12 protein-coding genes are annotated in these 21,253 nt (G+C 73.5%); 8 read left to right on the top strand and 4 right to left on the bottom strand.

Features of this window, described 5'->3' with window-relative positions:
• Positions 1 to 9: 9 nt before the first annotated feature.
• From QLQ12_RS27435 to QLQ12_RS27425, 3 genes are read right to left on the bottom strand one after another with little or no spacing between them, the layout of a single operon-like run.
• Complete coding sequence (locus QLQ12_RS27435; protein WP_282763394.1) at positions 10 to 1,269, bottom strand: PEP/pyruvate-binding domain-containing protein; 1,260 nt, start codon at positions 1,267 to 1,269, stop codon at positions 10 to 12.
• Entirely contained in the window at positions 1,266 to 1,865 is a 600-nt protein-coding gene (locus QLQ12_RS27430; RefSeq protein ID WP_282763393.1) for a transcriptional regulator, read from the bottom strand. Before QLQ12_RS27430 ends, QLQ12_RS27435 begins: the two co-directional genes overlap by 4 nt.
• Positions 1,862 to 2,920: a TetR/AcrR family transcriptional regulator gene (locus QLQ12_RS27425; protein WP_282763392.1), complete on the bottom strand. Its 1,059-nt coding sequence runs from the start codon at positions 2,918 to 2,920 to the stop codon at positions 1,862 to 1,864. Before QLQ12_RS27425 ends, QLQ12_RS27430 begins: the two co-directional genes overlap by 4 nt.
• Positions 2,921 to 3,156: 236 nt before the next feature.
• On the opposite strand from QLQ12_RS27425, the gene QLQ12_RS27420 reads away from it, so the two are divergent.
• The 3 genes from QLQ12_RS27420 to QLQ12_RS27410 all read left to right on the top strand — a co-directional run bounded on the left by QLQ12_RS27420 (position 3,157) and on the right by QLQ12_RS27410 (position 10,482).
• Positions 3,157 to 4,704, top strand: coding sequence for an ABC-F family ATP-binding cassette domain-containing protein (locus QLQ12_RS27420; protein WP_282763391.1), 1,548 nt, complete (start codon positions 3,157 to 3,159; stop codon positions 4,702 to 4,704).
• Between the two features lie 112 nt (positions 4,705 to 4,816).
• Entirely contained in the window at positions 4,817 to 6,274 is a 1,458-nt protein-coding gene (locus QLQ12_RS27415) for an esterase/lipase family protein (protein ID WP_282763390.1), read from the top strand.
• A complete protein-coding gene (locus QLQ12_RS27410) occupies positions 6,271 to 10,482 on the top strand; it encodes a hypothetical protein (RefSeq protein ID WP_282763389.1) in 4,212 nt (1,403 codons plus the stop codon). Before QLQ12_RS27415 ends, QLQ12_RS27410 begins: the two co-directional genes overlap by 4 nt.
• Positions 10,483 to 10,552: 70 nt before the next feature.
• Here the strand turns inward: QLQ12_RS27410 and QLQ12_RS27405 are convergent, their stop codons facing one another.
• Positions 10,553 to 12,163, bottom strand: coding sequence for a methyl-accepting chemotaxis protein (locus QLQ12_RS27405; protein ID WP_282763388.1), 1,611 nt, complete (start codon positions 12,161 to 12,163; stop codon positions 10,553 to 10,555).
• 237 nt (positions 12,164 to 12,400) lie between these two features.
• Between QLQ12_RS27405 and QLQ12_RS27400 the strand changes: the two genes are divergently transcribed.
• The 5 genes from QLQ12_RS27400 to QLQ12_RS27380 all read left to right on the top strand — a co-directional run bounded on the left by QLQ12_RS27400 (position 12,401) and on the right by QLQ12_RS27380 (position 21,153).
• The gene (locus QLQ12_RS27400) at positions 12,401 to 14,317 is read left to right on the top strand and encodes a helix-turn-helix domain-containing protein (RefSeq protein ID WP_282763386.1); all 1,917 of its coding nucleotides are present in this window, start codon (positions 12,401 to 12,403) and stop codon (positions 14,315 to 14,317) included.
• A 99-nt stretch (positions 14,318 to 14,416) separates the two neighbouring features.
• Complete coding sequence (locus tag QLQ12_RS27395; protein ID WP_282763385.1) at positions 14,417 to 15,754, top strand: MFS transporter; 1,338 nt, start codon at positions 14,417 to 14,419, stop codon at positions 15,752 to 15,754.
• A gap of 53 nt (positions 15,755 to 15,807) precedes the next feature.
• Positions 15,808 to 16,215, top strand: coding sequence for a PLD nuclease N-terminal domain-containing protein (locus QLQ12_RS27390; protein WP_282763384.1), 408 nt, complete (start codon positions 15,808 to 15,810; stop codon positions 16,213 to 16,215).
• Between the two features lie 76 nt (positions 16,216 to 16,291).
• Positions 16,292 to 18,925 (top strand): MMPL family transporter, encoded by a 2,634-nt coding sequence (locus tag QLQ12_RS27385; protein ID WP_282763383.1) that lies wholly within the window; start codon positions 16,292 to 16,294, stop codon positions 18,923 to 18,925.
• Positions 18,922 to 21,153, top strand: a complete 2,232-nt coding sequence (locus QLQ12_RS27380; protein WP_282763382.1) for a YhgE/Pip domain-containing protein — start codon at positions 18,922 to 18,924, stop codon at positions 21,151 to 21,153. The genes QLQ12_RS27385 and QLQ12_RS27380 overlap by 4 nt, the downstream gene beginning before the upstream one ends.
• The last annotated feature ends 100 nt before the right edge of the window (positions 21,154 to 21,253 follow it).

Below are 21,253 nucleotides of genomic sequence, written 5' to 3'. Positions count from 1 at the left end.
TACAGACTGTCACACCGGGGCCGCCCAGCCGACCAGCCGCTGGAGGTGAGGGTCGGCGTCGCCGGCAACGGTTTCGGCCGGGCCGGCGACGATCTCGCCGCCGCTGCCGTCGATCGTGATCAGGACGCCCTCGGGGAGGGAACGGCCGTCCACACGCACGATCCCGGCGCCGGGATCGACGGTGAGGGCGGACGCGCCCACGACGGCGGGCCGGCCCATCGAGCGGGCGACGACGGCGGCGTGGCTGGTGGGCCCGCCGACCGTGGTGACGATGCCGGCCGCGGCGGCCAGGCCGTGCATGTCGAGCGGCGAGGTGTGCGGGCGGACCAGGATGACCGGCCCGTCGGGAGCCATCCGGGCGGCCCGGTCGGCGGTCACCGCGATCCGCCCGGCGGCGACGCCGGGGCTGGCGCCCAGCCCGCGGGCGAGCACTCTCGCGGCGACGATCCGGGGCGTACGGGCTGCCCGCAGCTGTGCCGCGGAGACCCGGCGCACCGCCGTCGCCCGGTCGATGACCCCCTCGTCGACCAGGTCGACCGCGACGCGCACGGCGGCCCGCCCGGCCAGCCCGCCGGGCCGCACCTGGAGGAACCAGAGACGCCCGGACTCGAAGGTGAACTCGACATGGCAGACGTCGCGGTAGTGGCGTTCCACTCTGGCCAGGCCGTCGAGCAGCGCCGCCCACACGCCCGGTTCGCGGTCGGCGAGCTCGGCCAGTGGCCGGGTGGCGGTGCGGCCGGAGACGACGTCCGCACCCGGCCGGCCGAACAGCACTTCGCCGTACGGGCTGGGGGCGCCCGTGCTCGGGTCCCGGCTGAACGCGACGCCGCTGCCGCTGTGCTCGTCACGGTCGCCGAACACCATCGCCTGCACGATCACGGCGGTGCCCAGATCGTGCGGGATGTCGTGCAGATGCCGGTAGGAGGTGGCGCGGGGCGAGTGCCACGACGCGAACACCGCCGCCACCGCCTCCAGGACACCCCGGCCGGGGCGCACGTTGAGGAACGTGTCCATCATGCCGGGCATCGAGACGGCCGCGCCGGACCGCACCGACACCCGCTCCGCTGGCCGCATGTCGCAGATGGCGGCTTCCAGCCCGCCGGGGAGGCGGCCGTCGCGGAGGAAGGCCCTGCAGGCGCTCGTCGCGATGACGAACCCCGGTGGCACCGGGAGCCCGAGGCCCATCATCACGACCAGCCCGTGCGCCTTGCCGCCGAGCACTCCGGCGTCGGCCGTCACGGCGGGAGAGAGGCGATGGACGAGGGTCATCGCGGGATCCCCAAGGTGACCAGCAGGTCTTCGTGCAGCTGGAACCAGACGTTGTGGTACGACGTCGTGGTGTCTGCCAGATGCTCCAGCTCGCCGGCCTCGGCCCGTGCCAGCGCCGCCGCGAGCCGGCCCCGGTAGCGGCCGAACCGTGGCAGGGCCGCACCGAGCGCGCCGCAGACGGCTTCGGCGCGCCGGTCCAGGTCGGCGAAGCGGGCCAGCACCCGGCCGTCGTAGGCGGCGTCCGTGTGGTCGTTGACGGTCGCCACCCCGTCGACCTGCCGCAGGTGCCACGCCGAGCAGAGATCCAGCAGTTCCGGGTTGAGGACCAGGAAGTCCTCGAACGCCCCCACCACCGCGTCGCGCGCCCCGGCGGCGGTCAGTTCGGCGGCGACCAGCCGGGCGTCCGCGGCCTTGCCGGCCTCGGTCAGACCCCACCCACCGAACGGGCCGGCCGTGCGGGTGACCAGCCCGTCGACCGCGAGGTCGATCAGCCGCGACTCGGCCTCGGGCTCGGGCAGGCCACTCGCGTCGGCGATCCGGGCCAGGTCGGTGAAGCCGAGGCAACGCAGGGTGTGCAGCACGAGCAGGTCGGTCACGACTGATCCGTTCCGGTGGCGGGGAGGGCGATGGCGACGGCGTGGCCGGCGCCGCGGCCCGACGCGCGGGCGACGACGCGACCCCCGCGGACCCGGACCGCGGCCTCGGTGCCGTCGCCGGCCTCGGCGCCGATGGCCGCGGCCAGCACGGGACCGTCGTCGAGGTCCACATGCACCGGTGGAGCGGCCGAGGCCGGGAACGCCCGGCGCAGGCAGGCGGCGAGCCCGGTGACGCGCAGGCGGATCAGCGCGCCGGTCTCGGCCGGGTCGCCGGAGACCACCGCCACGGTCACCCGGTCGCCGGGCCCGGCGGCACGGACCGCCTCCTCGGCGGCGCTCAGCCGGGCCGAGCCGAGCACCACCAGCAGACCGTCTTCGGCCACGCCGTCGGGCGACTGCCACGGGTCGTCACAGAGCTCGGCGGCCTGGACGAACGGCAGGTGGGGCGGATCCCAGTCGTCGGGCGGCGCGGCCCGGGCCAGATGGCCGCAGGCCCGGGCCACGTCGAACGGGTCACCGAACCCGGGGGCCGACCCGGCCAGATGATCGGCCCCGTGCAGCAGCGTCAGGATCAGCTCGGCCAGCCGCACCCGCCGCCCGGCGGCCGGTGGGCAGGACTCCAGAGCCAGGGCCAGCAGCAGCGCTTCCAGCCGGGTGACCTCGCCCAGGGCGGTGCGGCCCGGCTCGTCGTCGAAGACCCCGGTCACCGACCGGGACCGCAGCCGGGCCGCGGCCGCGGTGTCGCCGGCGAACGGGAGCCGCTCCAGCCAGGCGCGGGCGAACGCCTCGGCCGCCTCGTCCACCGCGATCCGGCCGGCCGGCGCGCCGGCCGGCAGGATCGGCGCGTGCGGCCAGGAGTCCAGCAGGACGGCCAGGTAGAGCGACCGCTTGCTCGGGAAGTTGGAATAGACGGCGCCGCGGGTCAGCTCCGCCCGGGCGGCGATCCGGTCGACCTTGGCATCGGCATAGCCGTGCTCGGCGAATTCCCGCACCGCCGCGCCCAGCACGGCGGATCGTGTGCGTGCCTGCTGTTGTGCCCGTGTCAGCCGAACCATGTCGCCAAGATACTCCGAACATCCGGATTCTCGGAACATCCGAAAAATCACTCGCCGGTGGGATCCGAGGCGCTCTAGAGTCGGCGCCATGTGTGAGGGAACCGTGTTCATGAGGACGCGCGGCCGCCGCTGACGGCGGCGCGACCTGCGAAAGTCCTGCCCGCCGTCTCGGTGTCCTGCCGGGCGGCCGTCGGCGGCTGCCCGGCTCATCCTCGAGCCGCGGAGCGCACCTCACCATGTCTGTTGCACATCTTCGTGCCGACAACGTCACCATCCGACTGGGCGGCCGCCTGGTCCTCGACCACGTCTCGGTCACCATCTCGGCCGGGTCCCGCCTGGCGGTGGTCGGGGAGAACGGGCGCGGCAAGACCACTCTGCTGCACGTCCTGGCCGGTCTGATCACGCCCGACGCCGGCACGGTCCAGCGGGCCGGCACGATCGGGCTGGCCGCCCAGACACTCGCCGCCCGGCCCGGCGACACCGTGGGCACCCTCACCGGTGCGGCGCTGCTGGAGTCCCGTGCCGCACTGGCGGCCCTCGGCGAGGCGGCAGAAGCACTGGGCGCCCCCGGCCAGGACGCGGAGGACCGCTACGCCGCGGCGCTGGAAGCCGCCACCCACCTGGACGCCTGGGACGCCGAACGTCGCGTCGACATTGCCCTCGAAGCCCTGCACGCGTGCACCGACCGTGCCCGTGAGCTGCGCACCCTCTCCGTCGGCCAGCGCTACCGGGTCCGGCTGGCGTGCCTGCTCGGCGCCCACCACGACCTGCTGCTGCTCGACGAGCCGACCAACCACCTGGACGCCGCGGGCCTGACGTTCCTCACCACCCGGCTGCGCGCCCACCCCGGTGGCGTCGCCCTGGTCAGCCATGACCGGCAACTTCTGCACGACGTCGCCCGCGAGTTCATCGACCTGGACCCCAGCCAGGACGGGCGGGCCCGGAGATACGCCGGCGGTTACGACCAGTGGCAGCACGGCCGCCGCCGGGACCGCGAACGATGGCTGCACGAACATGCCGAACAGCAGGCCGAGCATCGCCGCCTGGCCGAGGCCGTCGATCGCGCACGGGGCCGGCTGAGCACCGGCTGGCGCCCGGACAAGGGTGTCGACAAGCACAAACGCCAGTCCCGCACGCCCGGTGTGGTGCAGGCGCTCCACCGTGACCGGGAGGCCCTCGAGGCACACCGGATCACCGTGCCGGAGCCGCCGCCGGCGCTGCGCTGGCCGGAACTCGGCACCCGCAAGGGCGTGCCGCTGCTGCGCGCCGACCAGGTGCGGGTCCCCGGCCGTCTCGACCGGCCGGTCACCCTCAGCCTGGCCGGCGGCGACCGCCTGCTGGTCACCGGTGCCAACGGCGCCGGCAAGTCCACCCTGCTGTCCATTCTGGCCGGGCGGCTGCGACCGGCCACCGGCACGGTCCACCGTGCACCGGGCGCCCGGATCGGCCTGATCGCGCAGGAGGTGCCGGACCGGCCCGACGACACCACGCCGCACCGGCTGCTGGCCGGCCGCAGCACCGGCGGCCTCCTCGACGCCGAGGCTCTGCGCACCCCGGTCCGGCTCCTCTCCCAGGGCCAGCAGCGTCGCCTGGACCTGGCCCTCCACCTGGTGGAACAGCCCGATCTGCTGATCTTCGACGAGCCCACCAACCACCTGTCGTCCACCCTCGTCGACGAGTTGACCGAGGCCCTGCTGGCCACCCCGGCCGCCATCGTGGTCGCCACCCACGACCGCCGGCTGCTCAGCGACCTCGCCACCTGGCCCCGCCTGCACCTGACCTGACCGGGATCCCGGGTCCGGGGCCACCGGCCGAGAAGTCGGGTGCGACTGTCCGGCCGCGACTGTCCGCTTGTGCGAGGCGTCGCGGCCGGAGCGGCGGCTATGGTTCTGCCTCATGACGGTGCGTGGTGAGTTGATCACTGGTGCGGTGGACCGGGGGCAGTCGCACGATCTCGTGGTCGTCGTGCCCGGGATCATGGGCAGCGAGCTGACCGACACGGCGACCGGCGCGAAACTGTGGGGACTGCGCGACCTCGGCTGGTACGTGAAGGCCTGGAGCACCGGGTCCGGGTTGGCGGCGCTGCGGCTCGACGAGGACGAACGAGCCGGGCGGTACGGCCGGGTCACCCCGTCCGGACTGTTGCGCTTCCCCGCGTACGCCATCGGTTTCCAGGGTTTCGAACCTTATGAACGCCTTGTCGAGGCGGCCCGCCGCGCGGTGGTGGCGGACGCCCAGATCGTGCGTTTCGCCTATGACTGGCGGCTGCCGGTCGCACACAACGCCGGCCTGCTCGCCGAGACGATCGCGACCGCTCTGGATCAGTGGCGCGCCGACCCGTCGCACGACGAGCTGCGGCGGCTGCATCCGGACGAACGGCCCGCCCAGGTGGTGATCGTGGCGCACTCGATGGGTGGGCTGCTCGCCCGCTATCTGTCCCGGATCCCCGGAGCCACCGACGACGTCCGCGCGACGATCACTCTCGGCACACCGTTCTACGGTTCGGTGAAAGCGGCGGTCCTGCTCAACACCGGGCGCGGCGCTCCGCTGCCGCTGCCCTCCCGGCGGCCCGCGCGCCACCTCTTTCGCGAAGACGCGGACGAGGGGGTACGAGCCCTCGTGCGCTCCCTCCCCGGAGTGCACGACCTGCTGCCCTCGTACCGGTGCGTCAACGAGGGCGCACCCGGCCGTCGCCTGACCGAGAGTGACGCCGTCGGGCTCGGTGGTGACCCCGGCCTGGTCGCCGGCGCGTGGCGACTCCACCGCGAACTCGCCGAAGTGGAACCCGTGGCCCACCGCTGCATGGTCGGCACCTCCCAGCCGACCGCCCAGAGCCTGACCGTCGTCGACGGTGTCGTGACCACCCACGAGGGACTGTGGACCGACGGCCCCGGCGGCGCCGCCCGGTGGATCGACGCCGGCGGGGACGGAACGGTCTACCGGAACTCGGCGTCGCTGCGGGTGCCGCCGGACTACCTGCCGCAGCAGCACGGACCACTGGCCCGCACCGACGAGGCCGCCGCCTTCGTCCGGGGCGTCATCACCGAGCAGGACCCGGACCGGCTCGGCCCGCCGCTCGCCGCCGCCGAGATCGGCGTCGAGGTGCCCGATCTCGCCCTGCCCGGCGAGGAGTTCGGGGTCCGGATCACCGGCATCGACCGCCCCCGCGAAGCGGTCGTGACCTTCAGCGACGCCGGGTCCGGCCGGGTGCTGGAGATCCTGAAGGTCGAGCGTCGCGACGGCCGGTGGATCGCCCCGGTCACCGCGGGACGGCCCGGCCTCTACCGCGTCGAGGTCGCCGGCGGCGGCTGGAGCCCGGTCCGCCAGCTCACCCTGGTCACCGAACCGTCATGAGCGAGGAGCCGCGCATCGCGGTGTTCCCGGTCGGGATCGGGGCCTACCAGGACTCCGGCCTGCAAGACCTGGCCGTGGACCCGGAGATCGAGCGGGTCTGCCGCTCGCTCGCCGTGTTCGGCGGCCGGCACGTGCCGTGGCCGGCCCCGATGCGCGAACGCGGCGGCGACGCGGTCGTCAAACGCCTGACCGAGTGGCGTGACGGCGAGCCCGACAGTGACACCGTCCTCTACTGGGCCGGTCACGGCTGGTCCAACAACGAGGACGCCGCTCTGGCGCACCACCTGAGCCCAGCGCACGTCGGGGTGAGCGGTCTGCGGCCGGACGTCCTCGCCGCGATGATCGCCGACCGGCAGTCGATGTCTCCCGGATCCTGGGCGGTGGTGGTCGTCGAGGCCTGCCGCTCGTCCCGGTTCGTCGAACTCGTCGAGTCGTCGCTCAGCCGGATGCCGCACAGTCCCGGGCGGGTCCTGCTGATCGGCGTCTCCGGCGCCGGATCGATCCGGCTGGGGACGTTCGCGGACGCGCTCGCCCACTGCCTGGAGAACACCTTCCGCGCCGCGGAGACCATCGAACTCTGGGACCTGGCCCGGCAACTGGAGCGAACCCTTCAGGGCAGCCATGTGGTGCCGCGCCGGCTGGGCGAGTCGGCCCTGCGGCGGGTGCTTCCCTCGCCTGCGACCCCGCCGATCGCGGTCGACGTCGACGACGAGCTGAAACGCCTGCTCGCCGACCTGCCCGACGACGTGCGGCGGCACTTCCTCACCAAGGCGCAGGGCGGCGAGACCGGCGAGTTGCTCTGGTATTTCGAGGGCCGCGAGCGGCAGCTCGCGGAGATCGCCTCCTGGTTGCGGACCGCCCGGTCCGGGATGCTGGTGGTCACCGGCCCGCCCGGAAGCGGCAAGTCGGCGCTGCTCGGCCAGGCGGTCGCCCTCTCCCAGCCGGGGTTCGTCGACGTCATGACCGCCAACGAACTGATCGGTCCGGTGAGCGACGAGGCCCGGCCGCCGGCCGACGTCTTCGACACGGCGCTGCTCCTCACCGGTCTGACGGCCGCGGACGCCATCGGCCGGATCGCCGCCGACCTGCGGCTCGGAGCCGTCCCGGCCGCTCTGGCAACGGTCGGCGCCCAGCTGAGATGGCTGACGGCCGCGCTGTCAGGCGTCCGCGCGACTCTGTTGTTCGATGCCCTCGACGAAGCCCAGCAGCCGATCGTGCTCGCGGGCCGGATCCTGCCGGCCCTCGCCGCGGTGCCCGGCGTCCGGGTGATCGTGGGGACCCGGCGATCCACTCTGGAGGGCCCCGACCTGCCCCCGCCCGTCTCCGACGACCTTCTGGAGGCTCTCGGCCGGCCCACCACGGTGGAGGTGCCCCGGGACACCGAAGCCGTCCGGCGGTACGTCCGGCGGCGGGTCGGATCGCTGACCGCGGCCACACCCGAGGCCGCGGACCGGATAGCGGCGGCGATCGCGGCCCGCAGGCAACATTTCCTGTACGCCCGTCTGGCCGTCCACGAGGTGGCGGCGCGGCCCGACCTGTTGTTCCCCGGATCCTCCGCCATGCTGGCCGAGCTGCTCAACGGCGGCCATCGAGGGCTGTTCGCCGCGGCGGTGAAGCGGATGTCCCAGCGTGACCTGGCATACCCGGTGCTCCTGCGGGCGCTGAGCCTGGGGCTGGGACGAGGACTCCCGATCCGTGACGGGATCTGGGAACTCGTCGCGTCGGCGCTGCCGGGCGGGGAGACCGTCGAGGACGCCGCGATCTCGGGCCTGCTGCGGGACGCGGCGCCCTACCTCATGGTGGACGTCGAGGCGGGGCAGAGCGTCTATCGTCTCGCGCACCGGACGTTCCAGGAGCACCTGCTGAACTGGCCGGGGACGGACATGACGGTTCTGCACCGGCGGATCCTGGGCGTCCTGCTGTCGGCCGGGGGACTCAACCCCTATGTCGTCCACCACCTGGCCGGTCATGCCGCCCAGGTGGGCACCGCCGCGTGGGGGCTGCTCGCGTGGCGGCCCGATGTTTTGGACGAACTGGACCCGGCCGGCGTGGTCGCCGCCGTGGCGGGCCTGGGCGACCCGCAACTGCCGCCGGCCGTCGCGGCGGTTCACACGGCCCGCGGCGACCTGATCACCGCCGATCGCTCGCTCCGCCGTGTCCTCCGGCACCTGGCCATGGCCAGAACCCGGGCCGTCAGCGACTTCCGTGGCGAATCGGCCCGTCCCGGGCTGTGGTGTCTGCGCTGGGCGAACCTGACTCCCTATCCACGCCACGGCATCCTGCACGGCCACGACGGAACGGTCCGGGCGATCACCGCCCTCACCGTCGCCGGCGGTCGCCCGCTGCTGGTCTCCGGAGGATCGGATCACACGGTACGGCTGTGGAACCCGGCGACCGGCGTCGAGCTCCGGCAGTTCACCGGTCATACCGGGCCGGTCCTGGCGCTGGCCATGCTGCCCGGGAGGGTGCTCGCCTCGGCCGGAGCCGACGCCGTCGTCCGGCTGTGGGAGGTGGACACGGGCGTCGAACTGCGCAGGCTGATCGGCCATGCCGGTCCGGTGCACGCGCTGGCCGTGTGCCCCGACCTCGTCGTCTCGGCCGGCGACGACGCCACGGTGCGACTGTGGGATCCGGGCTCGGGCGCCCCGGTCAAGGTCCTGCGCGGGCACAGCGGGGCCGTACGCGCCCTGGCGGTGCTCTCCGACCGGGTGATCGCCTCCGCGGGTGAGGACGGCACGATCCGGTTCTGGGATCTGGACGAGGGCGACGAGATCCACGAGCCGATCGCGGCCGACGGGGTGCTGGCCCTTGCCGCACTGCCCGGAGTGGACGGCCGGAACCGCGTCGCGGCGGTGGGCCGGTACGACGGCGTGCGCGTCTGGAACCCGCTCACCGGCGCCGAGGTGGAATGGTGGCGCGACCACGTGGGCGGGGCCCACGCCCTGGCGGTGCTGCGGACCGAGCTCGGCGAGACGGTGCTCGCCTCCGGCGGGACCGACCGGGCGGTGCGGTTCCGCAGTTTCGACGGCGACAGCGCCGCCGCCCCCCTCGCCGGCCACACCGGTGGCATCAACGCGCTGGTGTTCCTGCCCGGACGCGACCGCAGACGGCTCGCGTCCGCGGGCGCCGATCAGACGATCCGCATCTGGAGGCCCCGCGTCACGGCCGAACCGGAGCGTTCGCTCAGCGGTGAGGACGAGATCAGCGCCCTGGCCCGGCTGCGGGCGCCGGACGGTCGTGACCTCGTCGTCTCCGCGGGCGCCGAGGGAGTGCTCCAACTGTGGGACCCGGAGACCGGCGCGAAGATCAGGCGGTTCGACGGCCAGGCGAACCCGGGGTCGTCACTGGCCGTGCTCTCGGCGACCGACGGGAGGACCGTCATCGCCGCGGCGGGAGCGGGTGGCCGCGGACTCGACGCGCGGCTGCGGTTGTGGGACTCGGCCACCGGGCACGAGATCGCTTCGTTCGGCGGCCTCTCGCACCCGGTCATGGCGGTGCTGCCCGGCCACGGCGGCCTGACCTGGCTGGCCGTCGCCGGCAGCTCGACCGTGCGGATCTGGGACCCGATCGGCCGTACCCGCGCCCTCGACATGAACATCGGTCACTCCGGCGACGACGTCGGATGGGTGCGGGCGATGGCCGCGGTGCCCGGCCGGCGGGGTCGCACCCGGCTGGTCACCGCGGGCACGCTCGGCGACGTGCGGTGGTGGGATCCGGTCGACGGCTCGCTGGTCGCACGCACACCGGCGAACCGTGACGACGGCGTCCGGGCCCTGGCGGCGCTGCCGGGCGACGGCGGGCCGCCGTTGCTCGCGGCGGCGGGCGACGGCGGTGTGGCGCGGCTGTGGAACGCGATCACCGCCGCTCCCGCCGGGGAGCTGTCCGACGCGGCCGGGCGGGTCACCGCGATGACGGCGGTGCCCGGCACGAACGGCCGTGCCCTGCTCGCGATCGCGAGCGATGACGGCGTGGTGCGGCTGTGGGATCCCCGGGCCCGCAGCCGACTGGCACACCTGCCGTGCAACTTCCGGATCAATGCGCTGGCCTGGGCCGGCGGCAGCCTGCTGATCGCGGGTAGCGACGGGTTGCTCGCGGCACGGATCGGGCTGATGGACCATCACCGGGGCCCGCCCGCGCCGCGCCTGCATCCGATCGGCGGGCCGGACATCGCCGCGGCGCGCCGGCTCGGCAACAGCCGCACCTGGTGAGCGAGGACCAGCCGCTCGTCCGGGCTGTCCGGTGGCCCGGACGACAGCCGGTCTCTCGCAAACCCGGTGGTCAGACCTGGTAGTTGCTGACGGCGGCGCCGAGGCGCTGGGCCATGCCGGCGAGTTCGGCCGCGGTGGTGCGGGCCTCGCCCGCGCTCCGGGTGGTCTCGTTGGCGGTGGAGGCGACATTGGTGATGTCGGCGGCGATGTGACCGGAGCCGGAGGCGGCCTCGGCGACGTTGCGGCCCATCTCGCCGGTGGTGGCGGTCTGCTCCTCGACGGCGGCGGCGATGGTGGTGGTGTAGTCGTTGATCTGGGCGATGACGTTGCCGATGTCGGCGATCGCCGACACCGCCGCGTCGGTGTCGGACTGGATGGCGGCGATCCGCTTGCTGATGTCCTCAGTGGCCCGGGCCGTCTCCTGGGCCAGATCCTTGACCTCGGAGGCGACGACGGCGAAGCCCTTGCCGGCCTCGCCGGCCCGGGCCGCTTCGATGGTGGCGTTGAGGGCGAGCAGGTTGGTCTGTTCGGCGATGCTGGTGATCGCGTTGATGACCTCGTTGATCTCGGTGCTGGCCTGGCCGAGTTTGGCCATCGTGTGGCTGGTCCGCTCGGCGGCGGTGGTCGCGGTGCCGGCGACCTGGGCGGCGTCGCCCGCGCTGGTGGCGATCTCGCGGATGGAGGCGCTCATCTCCTCGGTGCCGGCGGCGACGGTCTGCACGTTCGCGGAGATCACCTCGGCGGCCGCGGAGACGGAGCCGGCCTGATCGGCGGTGGTCCGCGCGGACCGGTTGAGCTCCTCGGCGATGGTCGACAGCCGGTCGGAGGTGCCGGCCAGGGCGGCGGCGTCGTCGCGCACCTGCCGGACGGTACCGGCGACGGTCTCGGCGGTGTGGTTGAGCGCGGTGGCGAGTTCGCCGATCTCGTCGGCGCCGCCGATTCGGGTCCGGGCGGTCAGGTCGCCCTCGTCGATGCGGCGCAGCACCCGTACGCAATGGGCGAGGGGCTGGGTGAGGCCCCGGGCGAACATCACCGCGATGGCCGCACCGATCAGCAGAACGGCCACGATCGCGGTGATGACGATGGCGCGGCCCTGGCTGTAGGCGTCGGCTGCCTCCTCGTGGGAGGCGGTGGCGTCGGCGACGGCAGCGTCCGAGACGCCGGTCAGCGTGTCCCGCACGGTGACGACGAGCGGCTGGACCTCGGTCGCCCGGACGGTGCGGACCTGCGCCAGATCTCCCCGGTCGGCGAGGGGGAACAGTCGGTCCGTGACGATGGTGAGGTACTGCTCCCAGGCGTCGTCGAACGATGCGAGGCTGTCGCGTTCGGCGTCGGCGCCGGCCAGTCTCCGGTAGCCGGTGACCGCCTCGGCGACCGTGCCGACCTCGGCGTCGAAGTCGCGCCGCTCGGCGGCCCGGGTGGCGGCGTCACCGGCCATCAGGTACTCCAGCGCGTCGATGCGGGCGCGGTTGAACGCCGACCGTACGTCGGCGATCGCCTGTGCCTTGAGGGTCTGCGAGTATTCGCTCTCGCCGGCTTCCGCGAGGGTGGACATCTGCCGGAGGGCGAAGAGGCCCACCGCGCCGCCGAGCGCCGCGACCAGCAGCACGACCACCAGGATCTTGGTGCCGATGCGCACGTTGCTGAGCAGGCGGGCAGCCGATGGTACGGGCTCGCTCATGACGTCGTTCCCCTCGTCCGGATTTCGCACCCGAAAGGAATCATTCGCCATCGAGGGTGAGCCCATGGCCGATTGCCGGTAATAGGGGCATCCGTCGGGACCTGTGGCCGGTCGCCATGAGGAACATGGTGCCTATGGGGCCGGTGCACATGGATGGCGGCGCCGGCGGCTCGTAGGGTGGCGCCATGACGACGCGGGTGGTCACGCTCGGCCCCGGCTGCCGGACCGTGCTCTGACATGCCGAGCGGACTGGAATACCTCGAGCTGCTGGCGCGCGAGGCCGCGCTGGTCGAGTTCGAGCGGCCGGTCGTCGACGCCCGCACCGCCGGGATCTCCGGTGCCGCACTGGACGGGCTGGAAGAGGCGAAACTGCTCGCGCTGAAGGTGCGGGCGCTGCTGGAACGCCGCCGCCGGCGGGAGGAGGAGCTGTCCGCCCTCTACGACACGGCCGGTGACCTGGCCGGGCTGCGCGACGTGGACGCGGTGCTGCGGGCGATCGTGCACCGGGTGCGGACACTGCTCAATGTGGACGTCTCCTACATGACGCTCGACGACGCCGGGCGCGGGGACACCTACATGCGGATCACCGACGGGTCGGTGGCGGCGAGCTTTCAGCGGCTGCGCCTGCCGCCCGGCGCCGGTCTCGGTGGGCTGGTGGCACTGACCGGGGCGCCGTACGCGACGGCGAACTACCCGACCGATCCCCGGTTCGAGCACACCGCGGAGATCGACCAGGGGGTCGGTGACGAGGGTCTGGTCGCGATTCTGGGCGTACCGATGAGGTTGGGGTCGGCCGTGATCGGTGTGCTGTTCGCGGCCGATCGCGCCGAGCGGCCGTTCGCCCGGGAGGAGGTCGCGTTGCTGTCGTCGCTGGCGGCGCATGCCGCGGTCGCCCTGGACACGGCGCGCCTGCTCAGCGAGACCCGGTCGGCGCTGACCGAGCTCTCCGCCGCCAACGTGGTGATCCAGGCGCACAGCGCGTCGGTGGAGCGGGCGGCCGCCGCACACGACCGGATGACCGCGGTGGTGCTGCGCGGCGGCGGGGTCGAGGACGTCGCCGCCGACCTGGTCGACGTGCTGGACGGCGCGCTGCTGGTGATCGACGCGGACGGCCGGGCTCTGGCCACCGCCCGTACCCCGGGCTGCGCCACCGAGCTGCCCGAACCCGCCGGTGCGGCCGTCGACGAGGCGGTGGCCGCCTCCCGTGGCGAGGGCCGCGGGGTGCGCCGCGGTGACCTGGTGATCGCGGCCGTGGTGGCCGGCGCGGACAATCTGGGCGCGCTGGTGCTGCGCCCGTCCGGCCCGCTCACCGATGTGGACCAGCGCATTGTGGAGCGTGCCGCACAGGTGACCGCACTGTTGCTGCTGTTCCGGCGAACGGTCGCCGACGCCGAGGCGCAGGTTCGCGGTGACCTGCTCGACGACCTGATCAGCCGGCCGGTCCGCGATCCCGACGCGGTCCGGTCGCGGGCCGCGCGGCTCGGTCTCGACGTGGACGCGCCCTGGGTGGTGGTCGCCGCCGGGGACGACGCCGGCGACGGTCTCGGGCAGCGGGCCGCCTCCTGGGCCCGCACGTTCGCCGCCGCCCGGCACGGCCTGGCCGTGCCCCGTGACGGGCGGGTGGCGCTGCTGCTGCCCGGCGCGGATCCGGCCGGCACCGCCCGGCTCGTGGCCAGGGAGCTCAGCCGGGTGCTCGGCCGGCCGGTCACCGCGGGCGGGGCCGGGCCGGCGGGTGGCGCCGAGGCCGTCGCCGCCGCGTACCGGGAGGCCGATCAGTGCCTCAGCGCCCTGATCAGCCTGGGCCGGGCCGGCAGCGGCGCGGGCACCGCCGACCTCGGCTATGTGGGGCTGCTGCTCGGCGACCGCCGGGACGTCGGCGGGTTCGTCGACGGCGTGGCCGGGCCGGTGATCGACTATGACACCCGGCGTGGCACCGCCCTGATCCGGACCCTGGAGGCGTACTTCGAGGCCGGTGGGGGACTGGCCCGCGCGGCCGAGGTGCTGCACGTGCACGTCAACACGGTCACCCAGCGGCTGGACCGGGTGGCGCAGTTGCTCGGCGACGACTGGCAGCGGCCGGGGCGGGCTCTGGACCTGCAACTGGCGCTGCGCCTGCACCGGCTGCGCGGTCCCCTGGGCGACGCCACCACCTGAACGACCCTCAATGTGTGGGCTGCGTCCATGGGTTCACGGGCGGTCCCGGACGTAGCGTCCCGGTACCACCGAATCCTGTGAGCTCCCGAGAGGATCAGCATGGCCACGATCGCCACCGAACGTGCCCCCATCGTCAAGGTCGTCTTCGCGTCGCTGGTCGGCACCGCCGTGGAGTGGTACGACTTCTTCCTCTACGGCTCCGCCGCCGCCCTCGTCTTCGGCGCGCTGTTCTTCCCGGCGTCGGACCCGGTCACCGGCACGCTGCTCGCCTTCGGCACCTACGCTCTCGGCTTCGTGGCCCGGCCGCTCGGCGGCATCGTCTTCGGCCACTTCGGTGATCGGGTCGGCCGTAAGAGGATGCTGGTGCTCTCGCTCATGCTGATGGGTGCGGCGACCGTCGCGATCGGACTGCTGCCGACCTACGCGACGATCGGCGTCGCCGCCCCCATCCTGCTGCTGATCTGCCGCCTCGCCCAGGGTTTCGCGGTCGGCGGCGAATGGGGCGGCGCGGTGCTGATGGCGGCCGAGCACGGCGACGACGCCCGTCGCGGCTTCTGGTCCTCGTGGCCGCAGGCCGGGGTGGCGCTCGGCAACCTGCTCGCCACCGGGGTGCTGTGGCTGCTCGCCCTGCTGCAGCCGGACGACCAGTTCCTGGCGTGGGGGTGGCGGATCCCGTTCCTGCTCAGTGCGATCCTGGTGCTGGTCGGGCTCTGGGTGCGGATGACCATCGCGGAGTCGCCGGTCTTCACCCAGGCGCAGGCCGCCCGCCGCAACCGGAGGATGGACCACCAGCCGTTGCTGGAGGTGGTGCGCCGCTATCCGCGGGAGGTCCTGCTCGCGATGGGCATGCGGCTGGCTGAGAACATCGGCTACTACCTGGTCACCGTCATCTCGATCACCTACCTGACCACGTACGCCGGCACGTCGTCGGACAAGGGCCTGATCCTGACGGCGTTGCTGATCGGCTCGGCCGTGCAGTTCGTGATCATCCCGGTGATCGGCGCGGTCTCCGACCGGGTGGGCCGCCGGCCGCTCTACCTGACCGGGGCCGTCGGTCTCGCGATCTGGATGTACGTGTTCTTCGGGCTCCTCGACAGCCGCTCCGCACCGCAGATCATCCTGGCGGTGCTGGTCGGCCTGTTCCTGCACGCGCTGATGTACGCGCCGCAGGCGGCGTTCTTCTCCGAGCTGTTCGGCACCTCGGTGCGCTACACCGGCGCGTCCGTGGGCTATCAGCTCGCGTCGATCCTGGCCGGGGCGCTGGCCCCGATCGTCGCGCTCAAGCTGCTGGGCGACGTGACCGATCCCGACCCGACCGCGGTGGCGATCTACATGACGGTCGCCTCGGCGCTGACCGTCGTGGCGGTCCTGGCCGCGCGGGAGACGGCCCGCACCTCGCTGCACCACGATCGCACCCTGGAACAGGTCGCTGACTGAGCACCTGGCGGACGGGACCACACCGGGGTCGCGCATCTGCCATCATCTCCGGCGTGATTCGTCTCTACGGACTGTTCGCGCTGATCGACCTGGTGTTGATCATCGTCGCGCTGATTTCCTGTCTCTCCGCCGAGGAGCATGAGATCCGGGCTCTGCCGCGGGTCGTCTGGGTGATCCTCATCCTCCTGTTCTCGCCGATCGGGGCGATCGTCTGGTTCGTGGCGGGCCGCCCGGCCCGCCCGGTCAGGCTGAGCAACGGCACCGTCTGGAAACCGGGCAGCGGCTTCCCGGAGAACGAGCGGCCCCGGCCGGTCTCGCCCGACGACGACCCCGAGTTCCTGCGCGGCATCGCGGCCCGGCGGGCCGAGCAGCAGGGTCAGGACGAGGACCTGATGAAGAAGTGGGAGTCCGACCTGCGCCGCCGCGAGGAGGAGCTCAAGAAGCGCGAACAGGAAGAGTGACACCCTTAATTGCACACCGATGAGCAAGAAGATAACCTGCACGTGATTGTGCAGGTTCGCTCATCGGAGGCCGGCTGTGTCCTCGACCCTCTATCGCGTCGCGGCCGCTGTCGTCAGGCACCGGGCGCGCACCATCACCCTCTGGCTGCTCGCCATCCTCGTGATCGCCGGCGCCGGCAACCTGGTCTCGGCCGGCACCGACGACGAGTTCACCATCCCCGGCTCGCCGTCACAGACCGCACTCGACACCCTCTCCCGAGTCTTCCCGCAGGTCAGCGGGGCCTCCGCGCAGCTCGTCCTGACGCTGCCGGACGGCCGTGGCGTCCGGGACCAACCGGTCCATGACGCTGTCACCGACGCGATCGACCGGGCGAAGGGCGTCGAACACGTCATCGCCGTGATCTCGCCCTACGACGAGAAGATCAAGGGCGCGATCTCCGCCGACGGTCGCGCGGCGATCATCACGGTGCAACTGGACGTCTCGGTCACCGAGATCGAGGAGGAGACCAGGGTCCGGCTGACCGCCGTCGCCGACGGTCTGCGGCAGCGGGCCGGACCGGGAGCCGCGGTGCTGGCTGGCGGTGACGCGTTCGCCGACCGGGTCCCGAAGCTCAGCCCCACCGAAGGCCTCGGCCTGCTCGTCGCGCTCATGGTCCTGCTGATCACCTTCGGCTCGATGATCGCCGCCGGGATCCCGCTGCTGACCGCCGTCCTCGGCGTCGGCCTGTCCGCGTCGCTGCTCTACGGCATCACCGTGGTCGCCGGAGTCCCGTCCACCGCCGTCATGCTGGCGGTGATGCTCGGCCTGGCCGTCGGCATCGACTACGCCCTGTTCATCCTCTCCCGGCACCGCGACCAGCTACGCGACGGCCTGGACGTGAACGAGTCGATCGCCCGCGCGGGAGCGACGGCCGGGTCGGCGGTCGTCTTCGCCGGACTCACCGTCATCATCGCCCTGGTCGGGCTCGCGGTGGCCGGCATACCGTTCCTCACCACGATGGGCCTGGCCGCCGCCCTGGCCGTGGTGATCGCCGTCGCCATCGCGGTCACCCTCATCCCGGCCCTGCTCGCGGTGGCCGGCGAGCGCATGCGCCCGCGCCCCCGGCGTCGCCGGTTCACCCTGCCCGAGATCAACGTCTTCCACCATTGGGTACGCCTCGCGACGCGCCGCCCGGTCATCACCATCATCGTGATCGTTCTCGGACTCGGCATGGCGACCCTGCCCGCCGGGGAACTACGGCTCGCCCTGCCCGACAACGGCAGCGAGGAGCACGGCAGCGCGGCCCGCACCACCTACGACACGGTGAGCGAGCACTTCGGACCCGGACACAACGGCCCCCTTCTGGTGACCGCGAACATCATCTCCAGCCGGGACCCGGTCGGTGACATGGACCGTCTCGGCGCCGAGATCGAAGCGCTGCCCGGGGTGGCTCTGGTCGCACTGTCCACCCCGGATCCGAAGGGCCAGGTCGGCATCATCAAGGTGATCCCGGACAGCGCCCCCGACTCGGCCGCCACCACCGACCTCGTGCACCGGCTGCGCGCCCTGGAACCCGCGCTGCACGAGAAGTTCGGCGTGCACACCGCGGTCACCGGGATCACCGCCGTCGGCATCGACGTGTCCGCCCGGCTCGGCGCCGCGCTGCTCCCGTTCGGGCTGCTCGTGGCCGGGCTGTCGCTGGTGCTGCTGACCATGGTGTTCCGGTCGATCGCCGTGCCGGTCAAGGCCACCGCCGGATACCTGCTGTCGGTCGGCGCCGCCTTCGGGGCCACCGCGCTGGTCTTCCAGCGCGGCTGGCTCGCCGAGACGCTGCACGTCAGCCACACCGGCAGCGTGATCAGTTTCCTGCCGATCATCCTGATGGGTGTCCTGTTCGGCTTGGCCATGGACTACGAGCTGTTCCTGGTCTCCCGCATCCGCGAGGAGTACGTGCACACCGGCGACGCCCGGCACGCCGTCGGCGCCGGATTCCGGGCCTCCGCGCCCGTCGTGGTCGCCGCCGCGATCATCATGCTCGGCGTCTTCGCGGCGTTCGTGCCGGACGGCAGCGCCACCATCAAACCGATCTCGTTCAGTCTCGCCGTCGGCGTGTTCGTCGACGCCTTCCTGGTGCGGATGACCCTGGTCCCGGCGGTGCTGCAGCTGCTCGGTGACCGGGCCTGGTGGCTGCCGCGCCGCCTCGACCGGGCCCTGCCGTCGCTGGACGTGGAGGGGGAGGGGCTGACCCGCGAACTGGCCCTGGCCGACTGGCCGGAACCCGGCGCGACCGACGTCGTCGCCGTGGCCGGCTACACCACGGACATCTTGCGGATCGGGCCGGGCGAGATCGTCGAGGTCCTCGGGGACCCCGGCACCACCCGCGCCTTCCTCTACGCGATCGGCGGCCGGGCCACCGGTCTGCCCGGCGAGGCGAAGACTCTCGGCCTCGTCCTTCCGCAGCGCGCTTCGACCGTACGGCAGAAGGCTGTTCTGGTCCGTTGCCCCGTGCTCGCCGAGCCGGGCCGGGCGACCGTGGCCGCCGCCCGCCTCGCCCCGCCGTTGTTGCTGGTCGAAGGCCTCGACCACGTGCCTGGCAGCGAGCCGCGGGAGGCCGTCTGGCGGGCGCTGCGCGACGCCGCCCGCCAGGGAACCACGGTGATCGTCACCGCCCGCGACTCGTTCGGCGCCCCGCGCGCCATCGATCTCAACCCCACCGAGGTGTACGCATGAAGATCCGCCGCCGTCTGCCGCACCTCGGGATCCTGCTCGTGCCGGTGCTCATCGCCGTCGCCCTGATCGCCGCCTTCGACCGTCCCGCCGACCGGCTGGCCACCGTCACCGCCGCCGTCGTCAACTCCGACGAGCCGGTGCAGCGTGACGGGCAGACCGTCCCGCTCGGCCGGGAACTCGCCGGTCGCCTGGTCAACGACGACGGCGACAACTACACGTGGGTGCTCACCGACGCCGCCGACGCGGCCGAGGGTCTGCGCACCGGTGGGTACGCGGTGGCCGTCACCATCCCGGCGAACTTCTCCGCCGCCGCCGTCTCCTCCGGCGGTGACACCCCCTCGCAGGCCGAACAGGCCCGCATCGACGTGACCACCTCCCGCGCCGCGGCCGGAGTCGACCCGATCGTCGCTCGCATGCTGACCGACGCCGCCGTCACCACTCTCAACCGGACCGTCGTCGAGACCTACCTCGACAACGTCTACGTCGGCTTCACCACCATGCACGGGCAACTCGGCAAGGCCGCCGACGGCGCCGGGGACCTGTCCGACGGCGCCGGGAAGCTCGCCGACGGCAGCGGACGGCTCGTCGTCGGCCTGAACCGGCTCGCCGACGGCAGCGCCGACCTCGCCACCGGCCTCGACCGACTCGCCACCGGCGGCGACGACCTCGCCGACGGCGTCGCGGACCTCGGCGACGGCGCGGGTGACATGGCCACCGCCACCCGGAAGCTGCACGACGGCGCCACCACGCTGGCCGAGGGAACCGCGGGGCTCGCCACCGGCACGAAACAACTCGCCACCGGCACCGGACAACTCTCCGACGGCCTCGGCGCCCTCGCCGGCAGTACCGCCGGCCTGCCACAGCAGACCCGCGCCCTGGCCGACGGCGCACGTCAGGTCGCCGACGGCAACAAACAGCTCGCGGACACCGTGGTGCCGCTCGCCGACAAGGCCGTCTCCGGCATCGACGCGCTGCCCGACCTCACCGCCGAGGCCGCACGCGCCCGCGCGCTCGCCGACCAGTGCGAGACTCCCGCCGACCTGTGCGACCAGCTTCGGGCCCTCGCCGACCGGATCGTCACCGAGGCCGGCGGCGCCGAGACCGCCAAGGACCGCCTGCGCGGCCAGGTCGTCGGAGTCCGCGACGGCATCACCACCCTGGCCGACGGCTCCCGGCAGGTCGCCGACGGGGCCGCCGCCCTCGCCGGACAGACTCCGCGCCTGGTCACCGCGATCGGCCAGGCCGACACCGCGGCCCGGCAACTCGCCACCGGCGCGAACCAGGCCGCCACCGGCGCCGCCGGAGTCGACAAGGGAGCCCAGCGGCTCGCCACCGGATCCGGCCGCCTCGCCGGCGGCGCGTCCCGGCTCGCCACCGGAGCGGGACGGGCCGCCACCGGCGCCGAGAAACTCGCCGACGGCACGGCCGACGCCGCGGCGGGCGCCGGCCGGCTCACCGGCGGCGCCCGCGAGGCCGGAGACGCCGGGCAGCAACTCGCCGACGGCTCCGGAAAGCTCGCCGAGGGTGCGGGCGCTCTCTCCACCTCGCTCGGCGACGGCCGAGACCAGGTCCCCACCTACACCGACGCCGAACGCGAACACCTCAAGACCGTCGCCGCCACCCCGGTGGCCGGCGACGTGCACGGCATCGGCGGCACCGGCGGCCTGATCGCGGGCGCGGTCATCGCCATCGCCCTCTGGATCGGCGCCATGCTGATCTTCCTGATCACCCCGGCCGCCGGCCGGGACCCGCTCGCCTGGCACGGCGCCACCTGGCGGCTCGCCGCGGTCAACGCCCGCCGCCCGCTGCTGCTCGCCGGGGCGCAGGCCGTGCTCGTCACCGCGGCCGCCGGGGCGCTGCTGACTCCCGGCCCGGTCGAACTGGCCGCCCTGCTTCTCGTCGACCTCCTGGTCAGCGTCACCTTCCTGCTGGTCAACCAGGCGATCGCGGTCGCCTTCGGCAACAGCGGCCGGATCCTCGCCGTCATCGTCCCGGTCGTCGTCCTCGCCGCCGCGATCGTGTCCGGCGTGCCGGCGTGGGTGACCACACTCGACGGGATCCTGCCGGGCCACGGGCCGGTGCTCGCGATCCGGGCCGTCACCGCCGACGCGGGGCTCGGCCCGGCCGGGATCGCGCACACCCTCGCCTGGCTGGCAGTGGGCGCCGTCGGATACCTCCTGGCGACCGCCCACCGGCGGACGACCGGCCCACGAATCCACGGCGCCTGAGCGGTGAAGCGGCACATGGCCGGCGGTCGGGAACGCACGGAACCGGTCCGCCCCGGCCGGTCCCGCGGGCTCGCCGGATCGGACTCCGGCGCCCACGCCC

The organism is Actinoplanes sandaracinus, assembly GCF_030009775.1.
GTDB classification, from domain to species: domain Bacteria; phylum Actinomycetota; class Actinomycetes; order Mycobacteriales; family Micromonosporaceae; genus Actinoplanes; species Actinoplanes sandaracinus.
Note: the sequence above shows the minus strand (reverse complement) of the source record. Positions and strands in the feature narration are given on the sequence as shown.